This window comes from Rhodococcus sp. BH5, assembly GCF_027583855.1.
In the GTDB taxonomy this organism is placed as follows: Bacteria; Actinomycetota; Actinomycetes; order Mycobacteriales; family Mycobacteriaceae; genus Rhodococcus_F; species Rhodococcus_F qingshengii.
On sequence record NZ_JAJHVW010000013.1, the window covers coordinates 52,266 to 70,470 of the forward strand.

Sequence of the window (18,205 nt, forward strand, 5' to 3'; positions counted from 1 at the left end):
TAATAGTACCCAATGGCCAATTCGCCCCAATATTTCGACTGCGCCCCGTTTATCCTTCGGAAAGGTCTATCCCACAATGACTCTCACCGCCGAGCCCGTGAACTCCGTTGTTTCCCATGACGACACTGCGGGCGTGTTCGATCGCGCCGACTACCTGCGCGATTACCCCCACGAGCAGGTGAGCTTCTTCCAGGATCCCGCGAGCGGCCTCAAGGCCATCGTCGCCATCCACTCCACGACGCTCGGCCCCGCGCTCGGCGGAACGCGCTTCTACCCGTACTCCGACGAATCCGCCGCAGTCACAGACGTTTTGCGCCTCTCGCGCGGCATGACCTACAAGGCTGCGGTTGCCGGCGTCGACCTCGGCGGCGGCAAGGCTGTCATCATTGGCGACCCCGCAACGGCCAAGACCGACGAATTGCTCGGCGCCTACGCAAAATTCGTCCAGACCCTCGGCGGCCGCTACATCACCGCTGGTGACGTCGGAACCAACTCCAACGATCTCGACATCATCGGTCGTAACACCGACTTCGTCGTCGGCCGCAACGCTACGGTCGGCGGTTCCGGCGACAGCGCTCCGATGACGGCCCTCGGCGTATTCCAGTCGATGCGCGCCGCGGCGCAGTCGCATTGGGGCACTCCGTCGCTCGCAGGCAAGACTGTTGGTGTCGAAGGCACAGGCAAGGTCGGCTACGAGCTGATCAAGCTCCTCCTCGCAGACGGCGCGACCGTTCTCGCGACCGACGTCAACGCCGCAGCGCTCGACCGCGTCAAGGCTGACTTCCCGCAGGTGAGCATCGTCGACAGCATCATCGACGCCGATCTCGACGTTTACGCACCCTGCGCGATGGGCGCAACCCTCACCGACACGACCGCACGCTCGATCAAGGCCGAGGTTGTCTGCGGCGCTGCCAACAACCAGCTCACCGTGCCCGAGGTCGAGAACATTCTCCGCGACCGCGGCATCACCTGGACCCCCGATTACGTCGCCAACGGCGGCGGCCTCATCCAGGTTGCCGGCGAGCTGAAGGGCAACTCGGCCGAAGAAGTCAAGCTCAAGGTCGAGACGATCTTCGACACGGTCACCGAGATCTTCGCGAAGTCGAAGAACGACGGAATCCTCGCCGGCGAGGCTGCTGACGCGGTCGCCGAGGCTCGGATCGCCGAGGCAGCTCGCGTAGCCAAGGGCTGACATCCCTCTCGCAGTCATGTAGCGCGGCCGGTCCCGACTAGTGTGGACACCAGACGAGCAGATTTTGCAGATCTGGACCACATCAGCCGGTAGACCGGCCGCTATGCGTCGGACGCCGGAAGGGCTTACATGACTGAACAATTCGCAGTGTGGACCGAGAACGACGTCGAGCAATCGGCCCGTTGGGGTTCGACGAGCAACGCCCCGGTGCCCAAGCGCATCGTTGTCGCCGACGACACGATGAAGGCCGACGACGCCTATCGCTTGGCATGCGAAGGCACGGCGTTGTTGTGGCGCGGAGATTTTCAGAACGCTCGCCAACTGTCGAAGGCCGTCGCGTCGCGCATCGACCGCAAGCCGCGCCGAGCGTCCGCCGACCCAGCCAAAGCCTTCCATCTCCACCGGCAGACCCAAGGACGCCGCGCGCAGATCCTCGGCATGCTGCTAATTCCCTTGGATGCAGATCTGTCGATTCCACTCCGGCGAGCCCCGGACGCGCAAGTCGCGTTGACCGAAGCTTTCGGGATTACCGGTGAGCCTTCGGTTCGCTCGTTGCGTGACATCCTCGGCGCGATCGGCGCTCACGAGTGGCACCGCAAAGGTGTTTTCATCGAGGCTCTCGACGCACGAGTGCATCCCGCCTTCGGAGTGTTCTCACCCGTCCGCGGGGAGTATGTCGATCTTGTCGCGTCTGCGCCACTGCCGTCGACGGAATCGGCCTTCGACATCGGCACCGGCACCGGCGTTCTTGCTGCCGTCCTGGCGCGGCGTGGAGTTCAGACGGTGACGGCCACCGACCAGGACCCCCGGGCACTGCAATGCGCGCGCACCAACCTGTCGCGGCTTGGCTACGGCGATCAGGTGACCGTGGTGGAAGCCGATCTCTTTCCCGAAGGCACCGCTCCGTTGGTGGTCTGCAATCCTCCCTGGATTCCGGCCAAGGCCACCTCGCCCATCGAATACGCCGTCTACGACCCCGCTGGAGCGATGCTGAAGGGCTTCCTGACTGGTGTCGCAGCGAATCTGGACGACGGGGGAGAAGCGTGGCTGATCCTCTCGGACATTGCCGAACACCTCGGTCTCCGAACGCGATCCGAACTACACGATCTGATTGCGGCCGGTGGGCTCACTGTTGTCGACCGCATGGACGTCAAACCGACGCACGCAAAGGTCAGTGACCGAACCGATGCGCTTCACGCCGCCCGGGCACGTGAAACGACGTCGCTGTGGCGGCTTCGCCGTCGCTGAATTCATTCTCAGTCAACTGTATTTTCCTGCCATGAAATGGTAATGAACGAGTAACAAATCGGGTCTAGCTTTCTTCGCAGTCGCACATCGTCACGCACTCCGGAGGAAACTCGATGGAAAACACGCTTGCCCGCAACGCAGCCGAAGACCTGACGAAAGGTCTTGGCCGACGCGGATTCATGAGGGCAGTCGCTGCCCTCGGTGCGGGCGTAGGAGTTGCCGGTGTGGCTTCGGGATGCGCGCACTCGAACGCGTCACCGGCTGGATCGTCCTCCTCTGCACTACCGTTCGCCGATGGCATTCCGATTCTGCAACCGGGCAGCGGAAACGTCAGTGGCGATCACTATCTGAGTTCGGATCCGTCGGACGTCATGTGGGGTTATGTGCCCAACATCCACACCCGCGAGGTGATGCGGATGAAGTCGGGCCAGACCGTCACGATCGACGCCCTCTCGCACGAGGGAATTCTCGAGGATCAAGGGCGCAATCCTCTCGAATACTTCGGTAGCAAAGGCGTTTCCGAGAAGGACGTGCTCGAGGATGCGATTGCCGTTGCGGCCGAATACAACCGAACCGAACGAAACTTCGACAAGGACGGACCGCACGTCGTCACCGGCCCGGTCTTCGTCGAAGGCGCCCAGCCTGGAGACGTACTCAAGATCGAGACTCTCGAAGCCATTCCCCGCGTGCCGTACGGCGTTGTGTCGAGCAGACACGGCAAGGGCGCTCTCGCCGTCACAGCAGACGGAACCGCTCCAGCGGGAATCACTCTGGACGAAGTCATGCCGCCGGTCGCCACAGACGGGCGCGCAACAAAGGACCCGTTGAAGTACGGCGGTGTTTCCACTTTCACGGCGATCGAAGACGGCAAGGGCGTGATGCCTTTCGGACAGTCGAAGGTGCGGTTTCCCCTGCGGCCCTTCATGGGAATGATGGGAGTTGCCTATTCTGCGGATGCAGACCCGACATCCCCGTCGTCGAACTCGATTCCTCCGACCCTGGGCGGCGGAAACATCGACATCAGGCATCTCGGTGTCGGATCAACCTTCTATTTGCCGGTATTCGCTGAAGGCGCCCTCTTCTACGTCGGTGACCCCCACATGGCCATGGGTGACGGTGAGGCGGCGCTGACGGCGATGGAAGGATCGCTGCGCGGCACGTTCCGACTCAGCGTGTGCAAGAAGGATTCCGGTGACGCTCCATCGGTGGCTTTCGGATACCCGTTCGCCGAGACCGAGGAGGCGTGGATTCCGATCGGCCTGTCCGACCCCAACGGTTCGGTCGATGGGCAGAACAGTGACCTCAACGGTGCCATGCGGCGCGCGGTGGTCAACGCACTCGACTTCCTCGAGCATGATCGCGGTATGGATCGAGCGACGGCCTACGCGTATCTTTCTGCCGCAGCCGATTTCACGGTCTCGCAGGTAGTCGATCGAACCGTGGGCGTCCACGGACAGATCTTCAAATCCCACTTCGAATAGCGGGAAAGCCGATCCGTGTTGTCAGGACGGATCGTCGAAGAGGCTCTGTTGCAAGGGATCGGCAAACAAGCCCATCTGCTCAGGTTGCGGCTTTGCCGGCGTCTCGGTTCGAGAATTGGGCAGGACCACCAGTCGCAAGGCCCCGCGCAGACGGTCGACCATGAGTTCCCACCCGCCGATCTGATCCTCGTATCCCGCAGCCTCTTCGGCGTCTCCGCGACTGTGGGCGTCCACAGCCTGACTACGCAGCTGAATCTGCCATTCGTTGCTGATGTGGAGGAGCTGAAGAATCAGATCGCGATCACGACCACAGACATCGGCTACCGCGTCGAGATCCTCGGCCACGTCCAGATCGAGGTGCAGCAGGGTCTCGAGTTCGGGAGGCAGGTCCTCGGCCGTCAGATCGGGCTGCAGCGAGGAGGAGTCACCGCTCTTGTTCGCGAAGAAGAGGTCTCCGCCGACGCGTGCGGCGAACTCGTCGTCCACGGTACGCAGGAACGACGTCAGGGCGGCGCACGTATCGGTGAGTTGCTTGGGAACGAATGGCGAACCCGCCACCTCGAGGAACACCGACAGACGGTCGTCGATCAAGACGAACTTGATGCGCGACCACTTGCGGTTGAGATCGGCGATGACCTCGGCTGCACGGGTGCGGTTGCTGATGTCCTGAACGAGCGGCGAGAACAACTGCACGTCCATGGACTCGGAAAGTGGACCGACGAACATGACAGTCGAACCGACACGAATGGGTATGTCGCCGTCGCTGTCTCGCTCGGGAAGAGTGCCGAGCATGGGAAGCAAAGCGAGAGTGACCAACTCCTTGAGATGGTCGATGTCGTTGGGCATGTAGGCCGCGGTGGGGTCGAGGGTCGGAAGTTCTGTCGACTCGACGACCGACGGATCGAAATCCGGAGTCTGCTCGTTGCCGGTGAGATCGCTGGATAGAAAAGCCGGGTGCTGCACACCGAACACATCACGGAATGCAGCGACAGTCATCGCTGCGAGCTGATCGGCCCAGTTCTGCGCCTTGTCGACGCAGAAGGCGGGGGAGTTGTTCGGATCCTCCAGATTCTCGGAAGGCGGATTCCAGCCGAGTGCGATCAACTTTTGTTCGTCGGCATCTTCGAGTCGATAGCGCGGATGAAGGAAGTCGTTGGAAGGAACCTCGCAGCGGACTGTGTTCTCGTCCCACACGAGGAACTGAACGCATGGCGCTGCGCCGTCAGCTGGATCGAAGTCGCCGATGGACGATTCCACGGCAAGAACGTCGCCGTCGACCATGATGGAAATGTGATCGCCGAGGCGACGTTGAAATTCTGCCCACGCCCGGTCGACACTGACATCGAGATCGAAGCCCATTGCGCTCATCAGCCACCTCCTTCCGCAAAAGCTCAGACCTATACGGTATCGCGAGGCTCCGACAATGCTGCTGTCCTTTTCCGGTCGACCCGATTGCAGCGGACCACGAACAGTGACGACGAGGAAGGTAGTCGCAGGTAGATCGGTTATTCGAGAGCGGCGACTGAAGTGTGCCTGTAACCGCCGTCACGCCAGGCGGTGTGCGGGCGAAAGAGCGAGGGTTATCCGGCGAGAACGGGCGAGACCTCGACGACGGGCGGCGTGGACCCGGTCGTGACAACGGGGGTGGTGCTGGTCTTGGTGGTTGCGGCCGTCGCGGTCGGTGACGAGGTCGCGGTAGCCGACGCAGTTGTGGTGGATGAGACGGGTGTTGTCGTACTGGTGGCCGTCGTAGTCGAGGTGGCGGAGCTCGTGCTTGTCGCGGTCACCACAAGCGGCTGATTACGAGGAGCAGTCGTCTCGTCGGCGATTCGCCAGGTCGGCGTCGGCGGGATGACAACCGTGGGGACTGCAACCGAGCTGTAGAACGCGGCCGGTTCGATCCCGGCGACGGACTCCACGGAAACCGACGAGACCAGAGTGGGAGGCTTCACCACAGTGCCGCCGGCACCGAATGCGCCGGCTGCTCCGCCGAAAACGAGGCCTGATGTCAGAGAAAGAGCGGCCACTGCGACAGCGCCGATCATGACTGTTCTGTCTTTCATGCACACCTGTCCTTCGGGAGCAGTACGGAAGTACTGTAGGCGAAAAGATGCCGCAATGGAGTATCAGGGTCTGCTGGGCGGGACGCGAATCTGTGTGGCGTAGAACACAAAAGGCCCTGGGTGCCGACGCGGACGTCGGCACCCAGGGCCAGGTCAAGCAGTGAATCAGGCGGGGATCGTCAGTACCTGACCGGCGTTGATGAGATCCGGGTTCGGGATGCCGTTTGCATCCGCGATGCGCTGGTACTGGTTGCCGTCACCGTAGAAACGCTCTGCGATCGCCCACAGGGTGTCGCCGCTTTCGACGGTGTAGCTCTGCGCTGCCGGAGCGGCGGGGGCAGGCTCGGGCTCGGGTGCCGGAGCGGGCTCCGGGGCAGCCTCGGCGGCCGGCGCTGCGATTGCAGTGTCCGAAGACCACAGAGCATTTCCGCCGGCAGACAGAACGACGTTGCGATCGTCCTGAACCGAGAGGGAGGCACCGTCGTTGCCTGCGGTCTGCGATGCCCACACGGCGTCGGAGTCCTTGTAGATGACGAAGTTTCCGTCAGCCTGCACCTCGGCGCGGTTGGCGCCGGATCCGTTGGTGCCTGCGGCCCAAACAGCCTGTCCGCCCTCGGACAGAACCAGGTTGCCGTCGTCCTGCAAGGTGAGGGTGTATGCGCCGTTGTCGGACTTGAGTTCCTGGCCGACTCCGAGGCTCTGACCTGACTGCAGTGTGCTCACGCTGTCCCTTTCCAAATCTGTTGCGATGACTGTGCCTCCACGATTCCGCTTTACCGTCCAGTTACCTTCTGGCCGTTGGTCTCGTAGGCGACCGAGTGTACGTTACCGAAGAGTACAGAGAATTGTGCAGCGTTGACGGATTGCGTGTCGAGCGTTCGGATCTTGCTGATATTAAGGCGTTTTGGGCGAACGCGCCGCGACATCCTACGCGAAGTTGCACCGTTGCGATGCACTTTCTCTTGAACGGCAGGTGAAATCGGCGCGCTCTCAGCGCATTGTCAGTAACCGCTAGCGCTGTAGCGACTTGCGAGTCTCGTCGTGGAGAACGGCAAGCAGTTCACGCTCGACGTCGGCGAACTCGGGCGAGGTGATCATGTCCAGTTCGCGTGGCCTCGGCAAGGGAACGTCGACGACGCACCTGACCGTTGCCGGCCTCGCCGACAGAACGACCACGCGATCGGACAGATAGATCGCTTCACGAATATCGTGGGTGATCATCAGCACGGTCCACCGGTACTGCTGCCACACGTCTTGCAGCCAGGCCTGCATCTCGGTGCGGGTCAACGAGTCCAGTGCGCCGAACGGCTCGTCGAGCAGCAGGACAGGTTTGCCCTGAACAACGGTGCGCAGCATCGCCGCTCGCTGGCGCATGCCGCCGGACAGCTGTGACGGCCGGGCGTCCTCGAATCCGGACAGTCCGAACGCCGGGAACAACTCGCGAGCGCGCTCGCGTGCTTCCTTCTTGCCGACTCCCTGCACTTCCAAACCGAGGGCCGTGTTGTCCAGTACCGAGCGCCAAGGGAACAGAAGATCCTTCTGCGGCATGTACGCGGTGTGCACCTCGGCGGCTGCTTCGGATTCCGTTGCGCGCGTGCCCACACGGACCGAACCCGCGGTCGGGGATTCGAGCCCGGCCAGGACGTTGAAGATCGTGCTCTTGCCGCAGCCGCTCGGCCCGATCACCGACACGAATTCGCCCGCGTCGGCGCCAAAGGACACCGAATCGAGCACGAGACGCGATTCTCCGGCCGTGTCGAACCTCTTGGTCAGGTCCTGGATTTCGACCATTGCATCCTCGACCATCGGGTCAGTCATGTCCGCGACCTTTCGTTCATCGCCCATGGTGCAACGATGCGCTCGATGGCGAACGTCAGCAAGTACAGCGTGACACTGATCAACGCGGTCACCAGTACGGCCGCCAACACCAGGTCGGTGCGGAAGGAGTTCTTCTGGGTGCTCATGTAGATACCCAAACCGGAAGTAGCGCCGACGTATTCGGAGAACACCGCACCCACGACCGCATACGTGATGCCGATGCGCAGGGCAGTGAAGAATCGCGGGATTGCCGAAGGAAGGCGAACGTATCGGAACTCCTGCCAGCGAGTGCTGCCCATACTGCGCAGGAGAGCGCCCGCTTCCCGGTCGGCCGCGGCAAATCCCTCGATGAGTCCGATGGTCATGGGGAAGAACGTCGCAAGGGCGATCACCAACACCTTCGGCAACAACCCGAAGCCGAACCAGATGATCATCAGCGGCGCGATGGCGATGATCGGCAGCGTCTGCGAGACGACGAAAAGTGGTACCAGCGCGCGTGACAACCACGGCGAAAAGTCCACGACCACAGCAAGAATCCAGGCCAATACCAATGAAACAGTGAAGCCGACCAACGTGACCTGCAATGTCGACCAGGCGTGGCCGGAGATGATCTCGCGGTTGTCCCACCCCTGGGACAGAACGCGCCCCGGAGACGGAAGTACTTGCGGCCGAATCCCACTGATCTCGACGTAGATCTGCCACGCCGCCACGAGGAGCACCACCACGGCGAGCGCGGGAAGCGCCCGCCGCATGGTCGAGACCAACCGTCCGCTCACGTCAGGACGCGTCGAGATACTCATTGGTGAAGTACTCCGACCAGTCCGGCTTCTGGGTCAACGGCTTCCCGTCGGGTCCGGCGAGCAATCCGTTCTCGAAGAGGAATCCCGAGTAGCCCGACCAGGTTTCGAGATTCTGGGCGCCCACAACACCGTTGGCGTCTTTCATGTAGTCGGCGGCGAGCATCCGCTGACTCTCACGCACGAGGTCTTCGTCGGTGAATGCTCCGGGGTTCGCGTCGATGAGATCCTGCGCGGCCTGGTCCGGGTTGTCGGCAGCAGTCTGATATCCGCGTTGAACGGCTTTGACGAACTTGCGTGCCTCGTCGGGATGGTCCTTCAACCACTGCTGGTTGCCGTTGATCACGATCGAATATGCATCGGGGAAGCCGTAATCGGTGTACTGGAAGTACCGCATCGGAGTTCCGTTTCGCTCCGCTTCGAGGCCTTCCCAAGCAAAGTAGGAGACGGTGAAGTCTGCCTGGCCCGAGTACACGGCTTCGTACGCGGAAGTTCCGAGCGTGACCGTCGTGAAGTTCCCGGTCCCGCCGTCGTTGCGGATGATCTGCTGCAGCGTTTCGACTTCGCCGGGATCGCCGAACCCGGCGTACGTCTTCCCGTCGAGATCACGTGGGCGCGTGATGTCCGCACGATCCGCCTTCACGCCGATGCCGGTGGCGCGGTGCTGAAGTGGCGCGATGACGGACGTCGTGGCGGCGCCGGCTGCACGGGCGAACGTGGCCTGACTCTGTGTGCTGATGCCGAACTCGGCATTGCCGGCATCGACCAGGGTGTCGGGCGAGGTGTTGTTGTACGGCAGGATCGAGACGTCCAGGCCGGCGTCCTCGAAGTAGCCCTCTTGGAGTGCTACGTACAAACCGGTGTGGTTCGTGTTCGGTGTCCAGTCGAGTGCGAACCGAATGGTCCCGTCGGAAGAGCCGGTGTCAGAGGCGCATCCGGTCAGAACTGTGAACGCGGCTGCGATCGCGGCAGACGTGGCAAGCGTGCGGCGCAGCGCCGCAAACGACATCACGACGCCGGCCAAGGCTGCTGGTGGAGTGCGGAATCCCAGAACATCAGCTCATAGCGGCTGGCGATGCGGAATGCTTCACTCATCGCCTCACGCTCTGTCTCGGTGGCAGCTTCGGCCGCAGCATCGACCAGTACGCGGGCCTGCGCCACCGACTCGTGGAATTCGGGTGCGTCGTAGGTCGTGACCCACTGTGCGTACGGATGCGACGGATCGGCGTCGAGTACCTCGCGCGCTGAAGCGGCAAGATCGCGGCCGACCTCGGCGTAGATCCAGAAGCAGGGGAGTACTGCCGCTGCGGAGACCGGGTAAGGCGCAGTTGCTGCAGTCGCCGTCAGATACGAGACGTATCCCAGGCAGGCCTGCGAATGCTCGAGCCTTCCCGATCCCGCTGGAAGAATTCCACCGGTGAGAAGTCCGTCGTGAAGCGCAGATTCCACTGTCGCTGCCGTGGACGCGGAATTCGACCAGAAGCCCGCGGACTGCGGATCCGGGGCATGGGCCGCGACCAGGGACAACGCTTTCGAATACCCCTCGAGATAAAGCTTGTCTTGCTCGATGTACGTGCGGAACGCGTCGAGAGGCAATGTTCCGTCGCCGAGGCGGCGGAGGAACTCCAGTGAGTCGATCGACTCGCGGAGGGCCTTCGTCTCGGCCCAGAGTCGATCTGTGAACCGATCCGTCGACGGCGCTGTGGCCACCGAGTTTTCGGCAGAATTGTATGCAGGCTGCGTAGTAGCCATGACATCCCTTCGTCAGCATTACCTGATCAGGTTCCCGGGTGTGTTCTCAGCCCCGCCCATGCGGAGCACCCCGTGTCAGAACTAGGCGACCTTAACACCGAGGGGTTGCGTACTCGGCGCACACCCGTCCGAGATTGGTAGGTTTGGTCTTGATTGCCACACGCGCGGGTCGGGAGGGGATTCAGACATGGAGACCGACGTTCGACCAAATCTCGGCGAGGACGGAACTCTGGTGATCCGGGCGCGAGGCGGAGAAGCCCGCGGGTATCCGGATGGCGGTGTATTCGCGTGGAAGGGCATGCCCTACGCAGCGGCGCCGGTGGGTGAGCGGAGGTTCCGAGCGCCACAACCCGCACAGCCGTGGGACGGGGTGCGCGACTGTCGTGAGTTCGGGCCGATCGCGCCGCAAGGCCAGAGTCCGGCGGTTCCGATCGATCGGGCCTTCAAAATCGACGAGGACTGCCTGTCGATCAACGTCTGGGCCCCGCGACCCGACGGCACGCCGCGACCGGTGATGGTGTGGATTCACGGCGGCGCCTACTGCCTCGGATCCGCCGCCCAAACGATCTACGACGGCCGTCATCTGGCTGAAACCGGCGACGTCGTTCTCGTCTCCTTCAACTATCGCGTCGGCGCACTCGGATTCCTGGACCTGTCTGCATTCTCCACCGCGGATACTGTTTTCGAATCGAACTGTGGTCTGCGAGACCAGATTGCGGCACTCGAATGGGTTCGAGACAACATCGACGCCTTCGGTGGTGACCCGAGTGCGGTGACCGTGTTCGGGGAGTCCTCCGGCGCAGGATCCATCACGACGCTCATGACCTGTCCGAGCGCCGAAGGTCTGTTCCATCGTGCGATTGCCCAGAGTCCGCCCGCGACCTCCGTCTACGGGGCCGAGCGCGCCAAGACCGTGGCGGAGCGGTTTCTCGAACTGCTCTCGATCGACCCCGAAGACGCAGGCGATCTGCTGACCACGGATCTGGAACTGCTCGTCAAGGCAAGCGATGATTTGGTCAACGAAATTCCGACCCGGATTCCGGGAACTTTGGCGATGGCACCCGTTGTCGATCGCGATCTGGTGCCGCACTACCCGGTTGCGGCTTTCCAGAAGGGTTACGCGCACCGAATCCCACTGATCATCGGTTCCAACAAGGACGAGGCGTCGATCTTCAAGTTCATGAAGTCTCCGCTGATGCCGGTGAGTGCGCAGTCCGTCGAGGCAATGCTCCAATTACTGGCCGACGATCACCCCGACATCTCCGCGACCAAACTTGCCGAGATCATGTCGGCTTACCCTGACCATGCGAAACCGAGTGGCGCGCTGGCACTGTCACGGGACGCTGCGTTTCGCATGCCGACCCTCTGGATCGCAGACGCGCACTGCAGGCATTCCCCTACATGGGTCTACCGCTTCGATCACGCGACGCCGATGCTCAAGGCGGCGCGGATCGGCGCGGGCCACGCGACCGAATTACCTTATGTATTCGGCAATTTCGGAACCCTGAACGTCGACCCCACGTTCTGGCTCGGCGGTCGGAAGGCCGCGATGGAGGTGGCCGGCCGTATCCAACGGCGATGGTTGGCCTTCGCCAGGCATGCAGTGCCGGCGGCCCTCGACGGCTCGAAGCACTGGGCGCCGTACGAGGAAGAGAAGCGGTCGACGCTGTTGATCGACTCTGCCGACACCCTCGTCAGCGACCCCGATCACGGATTGCGCGTCGCCTGGGGCAACGACGTGATGGGGTTCAACTGACGTCGGTCGAGTGCCGCGGACGATCCAGTTCGCGAAGCACCGGCAGAGAGGCACAGACTGCGGCGATCAGGATGATCGGAATCGACAGGGCCACAAAGGTCGACGCGATTCCGAGTTGATCGAGCAGCGGGCCGACCGCGAGGTAGCCGAGCGGGCCTGCGGCGTAGGCCGTCGACGTCATGACACCGACGACGCGTCCACGCATGTGCTCCGGGCTGTGCGTCTGCATGGCGTAGTTGGCGATCGGGCCGACTGGTCCGTAGACGAGGCCCTGCAGTCCGGCAAGTACGAGGATCACCCACAGTGGAGGTAGGAGCGCCATGGCCAGCATCGCTATGCCGAGAACGGCGACGGCAAAAATCATGATCAGCCGCCGGGACATGATCGGCGCCAGTGGGGCGTAGGCGAGAGAGCCGATGATGCCGCCGATCGCCAAGGCCATCAACACCGATCCGAGTTGGGCCGGTTGATCCAACTCTGTGAAGTACACCGGGAACACGACACTCTCCACCGGCATGTAGAGCGCGACGACTGCCATGTCGATCAGCGCCAGGGTGCGCAGCAGTTTGTTGTTCCAGACGAACCGAAGACCGTCGAGTGTGCCGTGCCAGATCGATTTCGGACGGTGTTCGTGTTCGGGCACTCCGGCGCCGGGAAGCCGGATGAAGGCGACCACGACTATCGAGAACACAAAACCTGCCGCCGTGACCCAGAGCGTGTTCACCGCTCCGATCGTTGCGATGAGGACACCGCCGATGCCAGGGCCGATCAGATACGCGACGTTGAAGTTGGCCTCGTACACACTGTTGGTTCGATCGAGCTTCCACTTGGCGGTCCGAGTCGCTGCAGGCAGCATGGACTCCCTCGCCGCCATTCCGGCGGGGTCGAACACGGCGCCGAGTGCGGCCAACGCCGCGATCACCGGGATCGTCAAGCCCGCGGTGGCCGCGATGATCGGAATCGCTGCAACGGACATCGCGGAGAGAGCGTCGGAAATCATCGACGTTCGACGACGTCCGAACTTGTCGACGAATGTCCCCGAAAACAGGCTCGACACGAGTAGCGGAATGGCTGCTGCGCCGGCAACTATCGCCGCGTCGGTAGCCTTACCGGTTCGTTCGAGAACCAGCCAGGGGAGCACGACGATGGCGATACCGTTGCCGATCGCCGAGAACAGCGTCGCGAGATTGACCAGTACGAGAGGGAGATAGCTGGGGATAGCTACGTCCGTGGACGCAGGTGGACGCCGATCTGCTGAGGCGACCACGTTCTTTCCTTCCCCGAGATGGTGCCGCCCAGGATTTCGACGACGGCACCATCGACGCTAGCAGCGGGGTCTGCAGGTTCGCGACTGGTTTTTCGCCGGCCGTTCTCGTTCGGTTATGCCTGGTAGACGGGGTTCTCCGCAACAAACTTCTCGACGTACGAGCACGTCGGAAGGATCTTCAATCCCTCGTTCCGGGTCTGATCGAGCGCTTCACGCACCACGATGGCGGCAAGCCCGCGCCCACGAAACTGCGGATAGGTCACCGTGTGGTGGAAATCACGGACGCCGGAATGGTCCGAGTACTCGGCGAAACCGGCGAGTTCGCCGTCGACTCGGATCTCGAAACGCGTTTCCGCGGGATTGTGCGCCACTGTCTCGGTCATCTTCGGGCTCCGTTTCGAAAGGGCGGCCGGTTGCGCCGCGCCGCGTCTACGTTCTCTGGAGCACGCTACCTGGCAGGCCGTCCGCAATATCGGTTGCCGACGTGGGATCCGTTACTTAGCGCAACTACAACTGGACGACCGTTCAAGGGACCTTCGTCGCCATGGAGAACGAACAAAACTGGTCTGTACGTGCCGATTTGCCCGTACTTTTGTGCCCACAACGGGTGATACATATGCATCACGATCGTAACTATCCCAATATGTGGGACCGGTCACAAAGTTTTTTGTCGTCTGTTCGGATGGATTAAGTGGAGGGCCTGAAACGGGCAAATTGCAGGTCAGCGGCGCGCTGGTTGCGTGTCGATGATGGGTGCGAGTGGCCGGAAACCCCAGGGGTATTGCGTTGGTCATCAGATCGTTTCTCGGACGTGATCCCAAAGACCCGCTCGGGGGGTTAGCGTTTGAATCGTCGGGGATAGAAGAAGCGTTACAACTTCGCCAAAAAAACTTTGGCGTCGCTGCTCAACGGTTCGATTTCGAGTCTTCGTCGGACAACTTCGAGGAAGGAACGCACATGATTTTCGGGCAGCGTGAGTCGAACAGTTACTTTGCCGCAATTTTTTCGTACGACTTCCTTGACGAAGGTCTGGGATACGAGACCATCGCACGGATTCACCGAGGCGAGATCTGCGAATGGATTCGTGATCTCGAGGCTTCCGGGTTGTTCTCGGCTGCGGAAGTCCATGCCGCTGAACTGGCATGGCGCGAAAATCCACGCCTGCTCCTCGACGCCCTTCTCGAGGACGCTGACGAGGTCTCTGTCAAGCGTTGGGAGATCGCGTGGACGAGGCTCGAGCGTCAGTCGCCGGCAGCCGGAACCGCGGTGGCAGAGCACGGCTGATCCGGTCGGGCCGAGTCGACTGCTCAGTCTGCGTCAAGATCAACCGTCTGCGTTACATCAACGGTCGACGAGTATCACCTCGTAATCGGTGAGCACGGTGAATTGCACGCCCGCCGTGGTCAGGGCCGCAACCGTCCGCGCAGTCACCTGTGGATCTTCGAGTAGCGAATCGCCGCCGTGCGGCACTATCGCGAAGTCGATCAGCGCGAGCCCCGACCAGATCGGGTCGATACCGCACGTTGGCATGACTTCAGCGGGGTCGTCCGACGCGTCCAGCCCGATCAGAGTCGGAGTCGCCAGGCACGCTCCGGCGCTGTATCCCGCATAGGCCACGACGCCTGAACGAACCAGCATCTCGATGACCCGGTCAGCGCCACTTCGAGCTAGCTGAGCTCGCAGGACGAACGTGTTTCCGCCGCGAACCCACAGGCAGTCGAAATCGCGGAGCCGGAGTTCCAGTGCTTCCGGTGCACCCAGGAAGTCTCGGACATCCACTTCCTCTGCGGTGAAGCCGGCTGCCCGTAGTGGAGTCAGTTCGCTGGTGACTGCTGAACTGCGGGCATTGACGGGCCACGAATCTGCAGCCGCGGCGATGACTGCGATGCGAGCGCCGCGGCCTACGAGATCGACAAAGGCCTCGCGGTGGTCGCCGAATCGGTAGGACGAGAGAAACAGTTTCACTTCTCAGTACCTTCGCGACCTACCCACCCAGCCCTCAAATCGTGAACGCCAGATTGTCGACGACGCGTGTGCCCACCGTGGTGTCACCGCGAAGCGAGATGTCGGTTCGGTGATCCGACGCGTGGACGCGGCCACCGGCAATTCGGGTGAAGAGCGGTGAGCTCATCGAGATGGTCGTGGTCGCCGGACCGTCCAGCTCCGGGACGAGTGTTGCTCGCGCGTCGACCGAGACGTGAAGTGAACGGGCAAGTGGCCCTTCGAGTTCGAAAGTGATCCGTGCTCCCTCTGGCGCCTTTCCTCGTTTTCCGACGACGAATCCGAGCGCGCTGGTGATTTCGCCGAATGCAGTCTCCGCGCGCAATCCGCCTTCCTCACCCGGAATGCCAGCTGCATCTCTGATGTCGAGTTCGTGCATCCAACAGTCGAAGGTCCGAATACGCATGAACCGGCCATAGGGCGCAAGACCGACCGGTGTTTGTGTCTCGGCGTCCCAGTCCGCGCTGGTCATCGAGCGCAGCGCTTCGGTTCGTTCGGCGGTGATCTCGCGATATCGGGTCAGCAGGTCCGAGTGCGGTGTCCGCCGCAGGCCTTCGACCCAGCGCTCGTTGAACGCCGCAATCTCGTTGTGGACGTGGGGCAATGCGTGCACGTCCAGATTGATCGACGGCGGATTGATGCCCGAGAGCAGTGATTCCGTACCGATCAGATGGGACACGATGTCGTGAACCGTCCACCCCGGAAGGTTCGACGGTGCCAACCACTGATCGCCGTCGAGTTCGGCCAGCAGTGCGTCGATGACTCTCCATTCCTCGGTCAATGCGTCGACTACTGAGTCCTGGGGCCAACCACTCATGTGGACATCTCCTGTTTCGGACGGTGCGGTTCTCCTCACTGTATGTCCCGGCGGATAAGTGAGCGGGCATTCCCATGCTTCGAGTCGGTGTCACCAAACCTCCGAGGGTGGCAGAGTTCCTGTGGTAGACCAGGATTGTCGACGCCGAAGCAGGCTCACGCGGCGTTGTCGTCACCGACAGAGGAGTCTTCGTGTTTCCAGGAAATTTTGTCCACTCCACGCCGGACAAGCCCGCCGTCATTCGCCCTGCGACGGGTGAGTCCATCACCTATCGGGAACTCGACGAACGGTCGACGCAGTTGGCGCGATACTTCCGAAGTGTCGGTGCCAAGCCTGGGGACCACGTCGCTCTCATCTCGAACAACGATCTCCGGGCGTTCGAGGTGTACTGGGCAGCGTTGAGATCCGGCCTCTACATCACCGCGGTGAACTGGCATCTCACGGCTGCGGAGGCTGCCTACATCGTCGACGACTGCGAGGCGACAATTCTGGTGGCGTCGGGGCAGGCGTCCGCAGCAGTTCCGTTGGACGAGAAGCTGATTCCACGCGTGCGGCACCGATTGGTGTACGGCGGCGCCCTCGAGGGCTTCGACGACTACGAAGACGCGGTCGATGCGCAGTCCACTGCTCCACTCGACTCGCAGCCGCGTGGGGCTGACATGCTGTATTCGTCGGGAACGACCGGCAGGCCGAAGGGGATCAAAGGAGATCTCCCGGAGGGCGAGGTGAACACCACCATGGATCCGTACACCGCGGTGTTCGCACCGATGTACGGGTTCGATTCCGACACAGTCTATTTGTGCCCGGCTCCGGTCTATCACGCGGCGCCCCTGCGTTTTTGCGGCGTGATCAATTCGGTCGGCGGAACCGTGATCTTGATGGATGCATTCGAAGCCGAAACCGCGCTGGAGTTGATCGGTAAATACGCTGTGACGCACAGTCAGTGGGTACCGACGATGTTCGTTCGAATGTTGAAACTTCCGAAGGAGACCCGTGATCGTTACGACGTCTCGACGGTGAAGGTCGCCATTCACGCTGCTGCTCCCTGCCCGCCCGAAGTGAAGACGGCAATGATCGACTGGTGGGGGCCGGTGATCTACGAGTACTACGCCTCGACCGAGGGTTCGGGCGCTACCTTCATCAACAGTGAGCAGGCCTTGTCGCATCCGGGTTCCGTCGGGCGTGACGGAGTGATGGGGATCGTGCACATCTGTGACGACGCCGGGCGCGATCTTCCGGTCGGCGAGATCGGTACCGTGTTCTGGGAGCGGGAGACTTTGCCGTTCCGGTACCACAATGATCCCGAGAAAACGGCTGCCGCGCAGCATCCGGATCATCCGACGTGGACGACGAGTGGAGATATCGGCTATATCGACTCCGAGCGTTTCCTTTATCTGACCGACCGCGCCGCGTTCACGATTATCTCCGGTGGTGTGAATATCTACCCACAGGAGTCCGAGAACATCCTTACTTTGCACCCGAAGGTGTTCGACGTGGCGGTCATCGGTGTTCCCGACGAGGAAATGGGTGAGCAGGTCAAGGCGGTTGTCCAACTAGCGGAGGGAATCGAGCCTGGTGCCCATGTCGCCGAGGAATTGCTGGAATACGTTCGCAGTCAGGTCGCACATTTCAAAGCTCCGAGAAGCATTGACTTTGCCGACGAATTGCCTAGGACCGCTACAGGAAAGCTCGTCAAGCACAAGTTGCGGTCTCAATATGTGAGCAATTGATGCTCTAGTGAAATACTAGGACATCAGAGTAATTCTGCGAGATAGTCGGCAAGGGCCTGCGCGTGACCGTACGGCAGGTCCTTGCTTGCTGTCAGTAGAACAACGGGTCGAGCATCCGAGGACGGTGCGAGGCGTACTGCAGGTTTTCGCGTTTGAGGCCGCGTGGCCGGAGTCGGTCTACGCGGAGTCGGACGGCGTTACATTCGGAAGCCGGTTCGTAAACTCGCTCGACGGTGATTATTCGGCGCGTCATTCTGATGCCTTTACGTCTTTCGGCCGTTTC

General features: G+C 61.9%; 17 protein-coding genes and 1 riboswitch. Of the genes, 6 read left to right on the forward strand and 11 right to left on the reverse strand.

The annotated features are described in order from the left end of the window. Positions 1–76: 76 nt before the first annotated feature. From RhoBH5_RS26355 to RhoBH5_RS26365, 3 genes are all read left to right on the forward strand, one after another. Positions 77–1,192 (forward strand): Glu/Leu/Phe/Val family dehydrogenase, encoded by a 1,116-nt coding sequence (locus tag RhoBH5_RS26355; protein ID WP_270008975.1) that lies wholly within the window; start codon positions 77–79, stop codon positions 1,190–1,192. Between the two features lie 129 nt (positions 1,193–1,321). Next, on the forward strand, positions 1,322–2,440 hold the full coding sequence (locus RhoBH5_RS26360) for a class I SAM-dependent methyltransferase (protein WP_270008976.1): 1,119 nt from the start codon (positions 1,322–1,324) through the stop codon (positions 2,438–2,440). A gap of 113 nt (positions 2,441–2,553) precedes the next feature. After that, positions 2,554–3,921, forward strand: a complete 1,368-nt coding sequence (locus RhoBH5_RS26365) for an acetamidase/formamidase family protein (RefSeq protein ID WP_215516006.1) — start codon at positions 2,554–2,556, stop codon at positions 3,919–3,921. A gap of 21 nt (positions 3,922–3,942) precedes the next feature. Here RhoBH5_RS26365 and RhoBH5_RS26370 read toward each other — a convergent pair whose 3' ends face one another. From RhoBH5_RS26370 to RhoBH5_RS26400, 7 genes are all read right to left on the reverse strand, one after another. Further along, complete coding sequence (locus RhoBH5_RS26370; RefSeq protein WP_270008977.1) at positions 3,943–5,289, reverse strand: T3SS (YopN, CesT) and YbjN peptide-binding chaperone 1; 1,347 nt, start codon at positions 5,287–5,289, stop codon at positions 3,943–3,945. 212 nt (positions 5,290–5,501) lie between these two features. Next, the gene (locus RhoBH5_RS26375; RefSeq protein ID WP_208690460.1) at positions 5,502–5,984 is read right to left on the reverse strand and encodes a hypothetical protein; all 483 of its coding nucleotides are present in this window, start codon (positions 5,982–5,984) and stop codon (positions 5,502–5,504) included. Positions 5,985–6,149: 165 nt separating this feature from the next. Then, positions 6,150–6,707, reverse strand: a complete 558-nt coding sequence (locus RhoBH5_RS26380) for a LysM peptidoglycan-binding domain-containing protein (RefSeq protein ID WP_003941373.1) — start codon at positions 6,705–6,707, stop codon at positions 6,150–6,152. Positions 6,708–6,995: 288 nt separating this feature from the next. Then, a complete protein-coding gene (locus RhoBH5_RS26385) occupies positions 6,996–7,790 on the reverse strand; it encodes an ABC transporter ATP-binding protein (protein WP_099698318.1) in 795 nt (264 codons plus the stop codon). An 8-nt stretch (positions 7,791–7,798) separates the two neighbouring features. Beyond that, positions 7,799–8,602, reverse strand: a complete 804-nt coding sequence (locus tag RhoBH5_RS26390) for an ABC transporter permease (RefSeq protein ID WP_003941393.1) — start codon at positions 8,600–8,602, stop codon at positions 7,799–7,801. Next, on the reverse strand, positions 8,580–9,608 hold the full coding sequence (locus RhoBH5_RS26395) for an ABC transporter substrate-binding protein (protein ID WP_030536827.1): 1,029 nt from the start codon (positions 9,606–9,608) through the stop codon (positions 8,580–8,582). Before RhoBH5_RS26395 ends, RhoBH5_RS26390 begins: the two co-directional genes overlap by 23 nt. Further along, positions 9,608–10,351 (reverse strand): TenA family protein, encoded by a 744-nt coding sequence (locus tag RhoBH5_RS26400; RefSeq protein ID WP_007726090.1) that lies wholly within the window; start codon positions 10,349–10,351, stop codon positions 9,608–9,610. The genes RhoBH5_RS26395 and RhoBH5_RS26400 overlap by 1 nt, the downstream gene beginning before the upstream one ends. Then, positions 10,339–10,434, reverse strand: a riboswitch (TPP riboswitch). Its footprint overlaps the gene before it by 13 nt. Before the next feature lie 104 nt (positions 10,435–10,538). Here RhoBH5_RS26400 and RhoBH5_RS26405 point away from each other — a divergent pair. Further along, on the forward strand, positions 10,539–12,107 hold the full coding sequence (locus RhoBH5_RS26405; protein ID WP_007726092.1) for a carboxylesterase/lipase family protein: 1,569 nt from the start codon (positions 10,539–10,541) through the stop codon (positions 12,105–12,107). Here the strand turns inward: RhoBH5_RS26405 and RhoBH5_RS26410 are convergent. Both RhoBH5_RS26410 and RhoBH5_RS26415 read right to left on the reverse strand, forming a co-directional pair. Next, positions 12,100–13,326: an MFS transporter gene (locus RhoBH5_RS26410; RefSeq protein WP_039972654.1), complete on the reverse strand. Its 1,227-nt coding sequence runs from the start codon at positions 13,324–13,326 to the stop codon at positions 12,100–12,102. The genes RhoBH5_RS26405 and RhoBH5_RS26410 overlap by 8 nt on opposite strands. 161 nt (positions 13,327–13,487) lie before the next feature. Next, positions 13,488–13,757, reverse strand: coding sequence for a GNAT family N-acetyltransferase (locus tag RhoBH5_RS26415; RefSeq protein ID WP_007726096.1), 270 nt, complete (start codon positions 13,755–13,757; stop codon positions 13,488–13,490). Between the two features lie 574 nt (positions 13,758–14,331). Between RhoBH5_RS26415 and RhoBH5_RS26420 the strand changes: the two genes are divergently transcribed. After that, complete coding sequence (locus RhoBH5_RS26420) at positions 14,332–14,658, forward strand: hypothetical protein (RefSeq protein WP_003941297.1); 327 nt, start codon at positions 14,332–14,334, stop codon at positions 14,656–14,658. Between the two features lie 57 nt (positions 14,659–14,715). Here RhoBH5_RS26420 and RhoBH5_RS26425 read toward each other — a convergent pair whose 3' ends face one another. Together RhoBH5_RS26425 and RhoBH5_RS26430 are read right to left on the reverse strand one after the other, a co-directional pair. Then, positions 14,716–15,339: a Type 1 glutamine amidotransferase-like domain-containing protein gene (locus RhoBH5_RS26425; protein ID WP_003941379.1), complete on the reverse strand. Its 624-nt coding sequence runs from the start codon at positions 15,337–15,339 to the stop codon at positions 14,716–14,718. Positions 15,340–15,373: 34 nt separating this feature from the next. Next, complete coding sequence (locus RhoBH5_RS26430; protein ID WP_054187316.1) at positions 15,374–16,192, reverse strand: maleylpyruvate isomerase family mycothiol-dependent enzyme; 819 nt, start codon at positions 16,190–16,192, stop codon at positions 15,374–15,376. Positions 16,193–16,383: 191 nt separating this feature from the next. Between RhoBH5_RS26430 and RhoBH5_RS26435 the strand changes: the two genes are divergently transcribed. Next, complete coding sequence (locus RhoBH5_RS26435; RefSeq protein ID WP_058227698.1) at positions 16,384–17,922, forward strand: AMP-binding protein; 1,539 nt, start codon at positions 16,384–16,386, stop codon at positions 17,920–17,922. Positions 17,923–18,205 lie beyond the last annotated feature (283 nt).

Coding starts and splice junctions, on each gene's coding strand:
- RhoBH5_RS26355 (WP_270008975.1), top strand. CDS start 77: ATGACTCTCACCGCCGAGCCCGTGAACTCCGTTGTTTCCCATGACGAC.
- RhoBH5_RS26360 (WP_270008976.1), top strand. CDS start 1,322: ATGACTGAACAATTCGCAGTGTGGACCGAGAACGACGTCGAGCAATCG.
- RhoBH5_RS26365 (WP_215516006.1), top strand. CDS start 2,554: ATGGAAAACACGCTTGCCCGCAACGCAGCCGAAGACCTGACGAAAGGT.
- RhoBH5_RS26370 (WP_270008977.1), bottom strand. CDS start 5,289: ATGAGCGCAATGGGCTTCGATCTCGATGTCAGTGTCGACCGGGCGTGG.
- RhoBH5_RS26375 (WP_208690460.1), bottom strand. CDS start 5,984: ATGAAAGACAGAACAGTCATGATCGGCGCTGTCGCAGTGGCCGCTCTT.
- RhoBH5_RS26385 (WP_099698318.1), bottom strand. CDS start 7,790: ATGGTCGAGGATGCAATGGTCGAAATCCAGGACCTGACCAAGAGGTTC.
- RhoBH5_RS26390 (WP_003941393.1), bottom strand. CDS start 8,602: ATGAGTATCTCGACGCGTCCTGACGTGAGCGGACGGTTGGTCTCGACC.
- RhoBH5_RS26395 (WP_030536827.1), bottom strand. CDS start 9,608: ATGTCGTTTGCGGCGCTGCGCCGCACGCTTGCCACGTCTGCCGCGATC.
- RhoBH5_RS26400 (WP_007726090.1), bottom strand. CDS start 10,351: ATGGCTACTACGCAGCCTGCATACAATTCTGCCGAAAACTCGGTGGCC.
- RhoBH5_RS26405 (WP_007726092.1), top strand. CDS start 10,539: ATGGAGACCGACGTTCGACCAAATCTCGGCGAGGACGGAACTCTGGTG.
- RhoBH5_RS26415 (WP_007726096.1), bottom strand. CDS start 13,757: ATGACCGAGACAGTGGCGCACAATCCCGCGGAAACGCGTTTCGAGATC.
- RhoBH5_RS26420 (WP_003941297.1), top strand. CDS start 14,332: ATGATTTTCGGGCAGCGTGAGTCGAACAGTTACTTTGCCGCAATTTTT.
- RhoBH5_RS26430 (WP_054187316.1), bottom strand. CDS start 16,192: ATGAGTGGTTGGCCCCAGGACTCAGTAGTCGACGCATTGACCGAGGAA.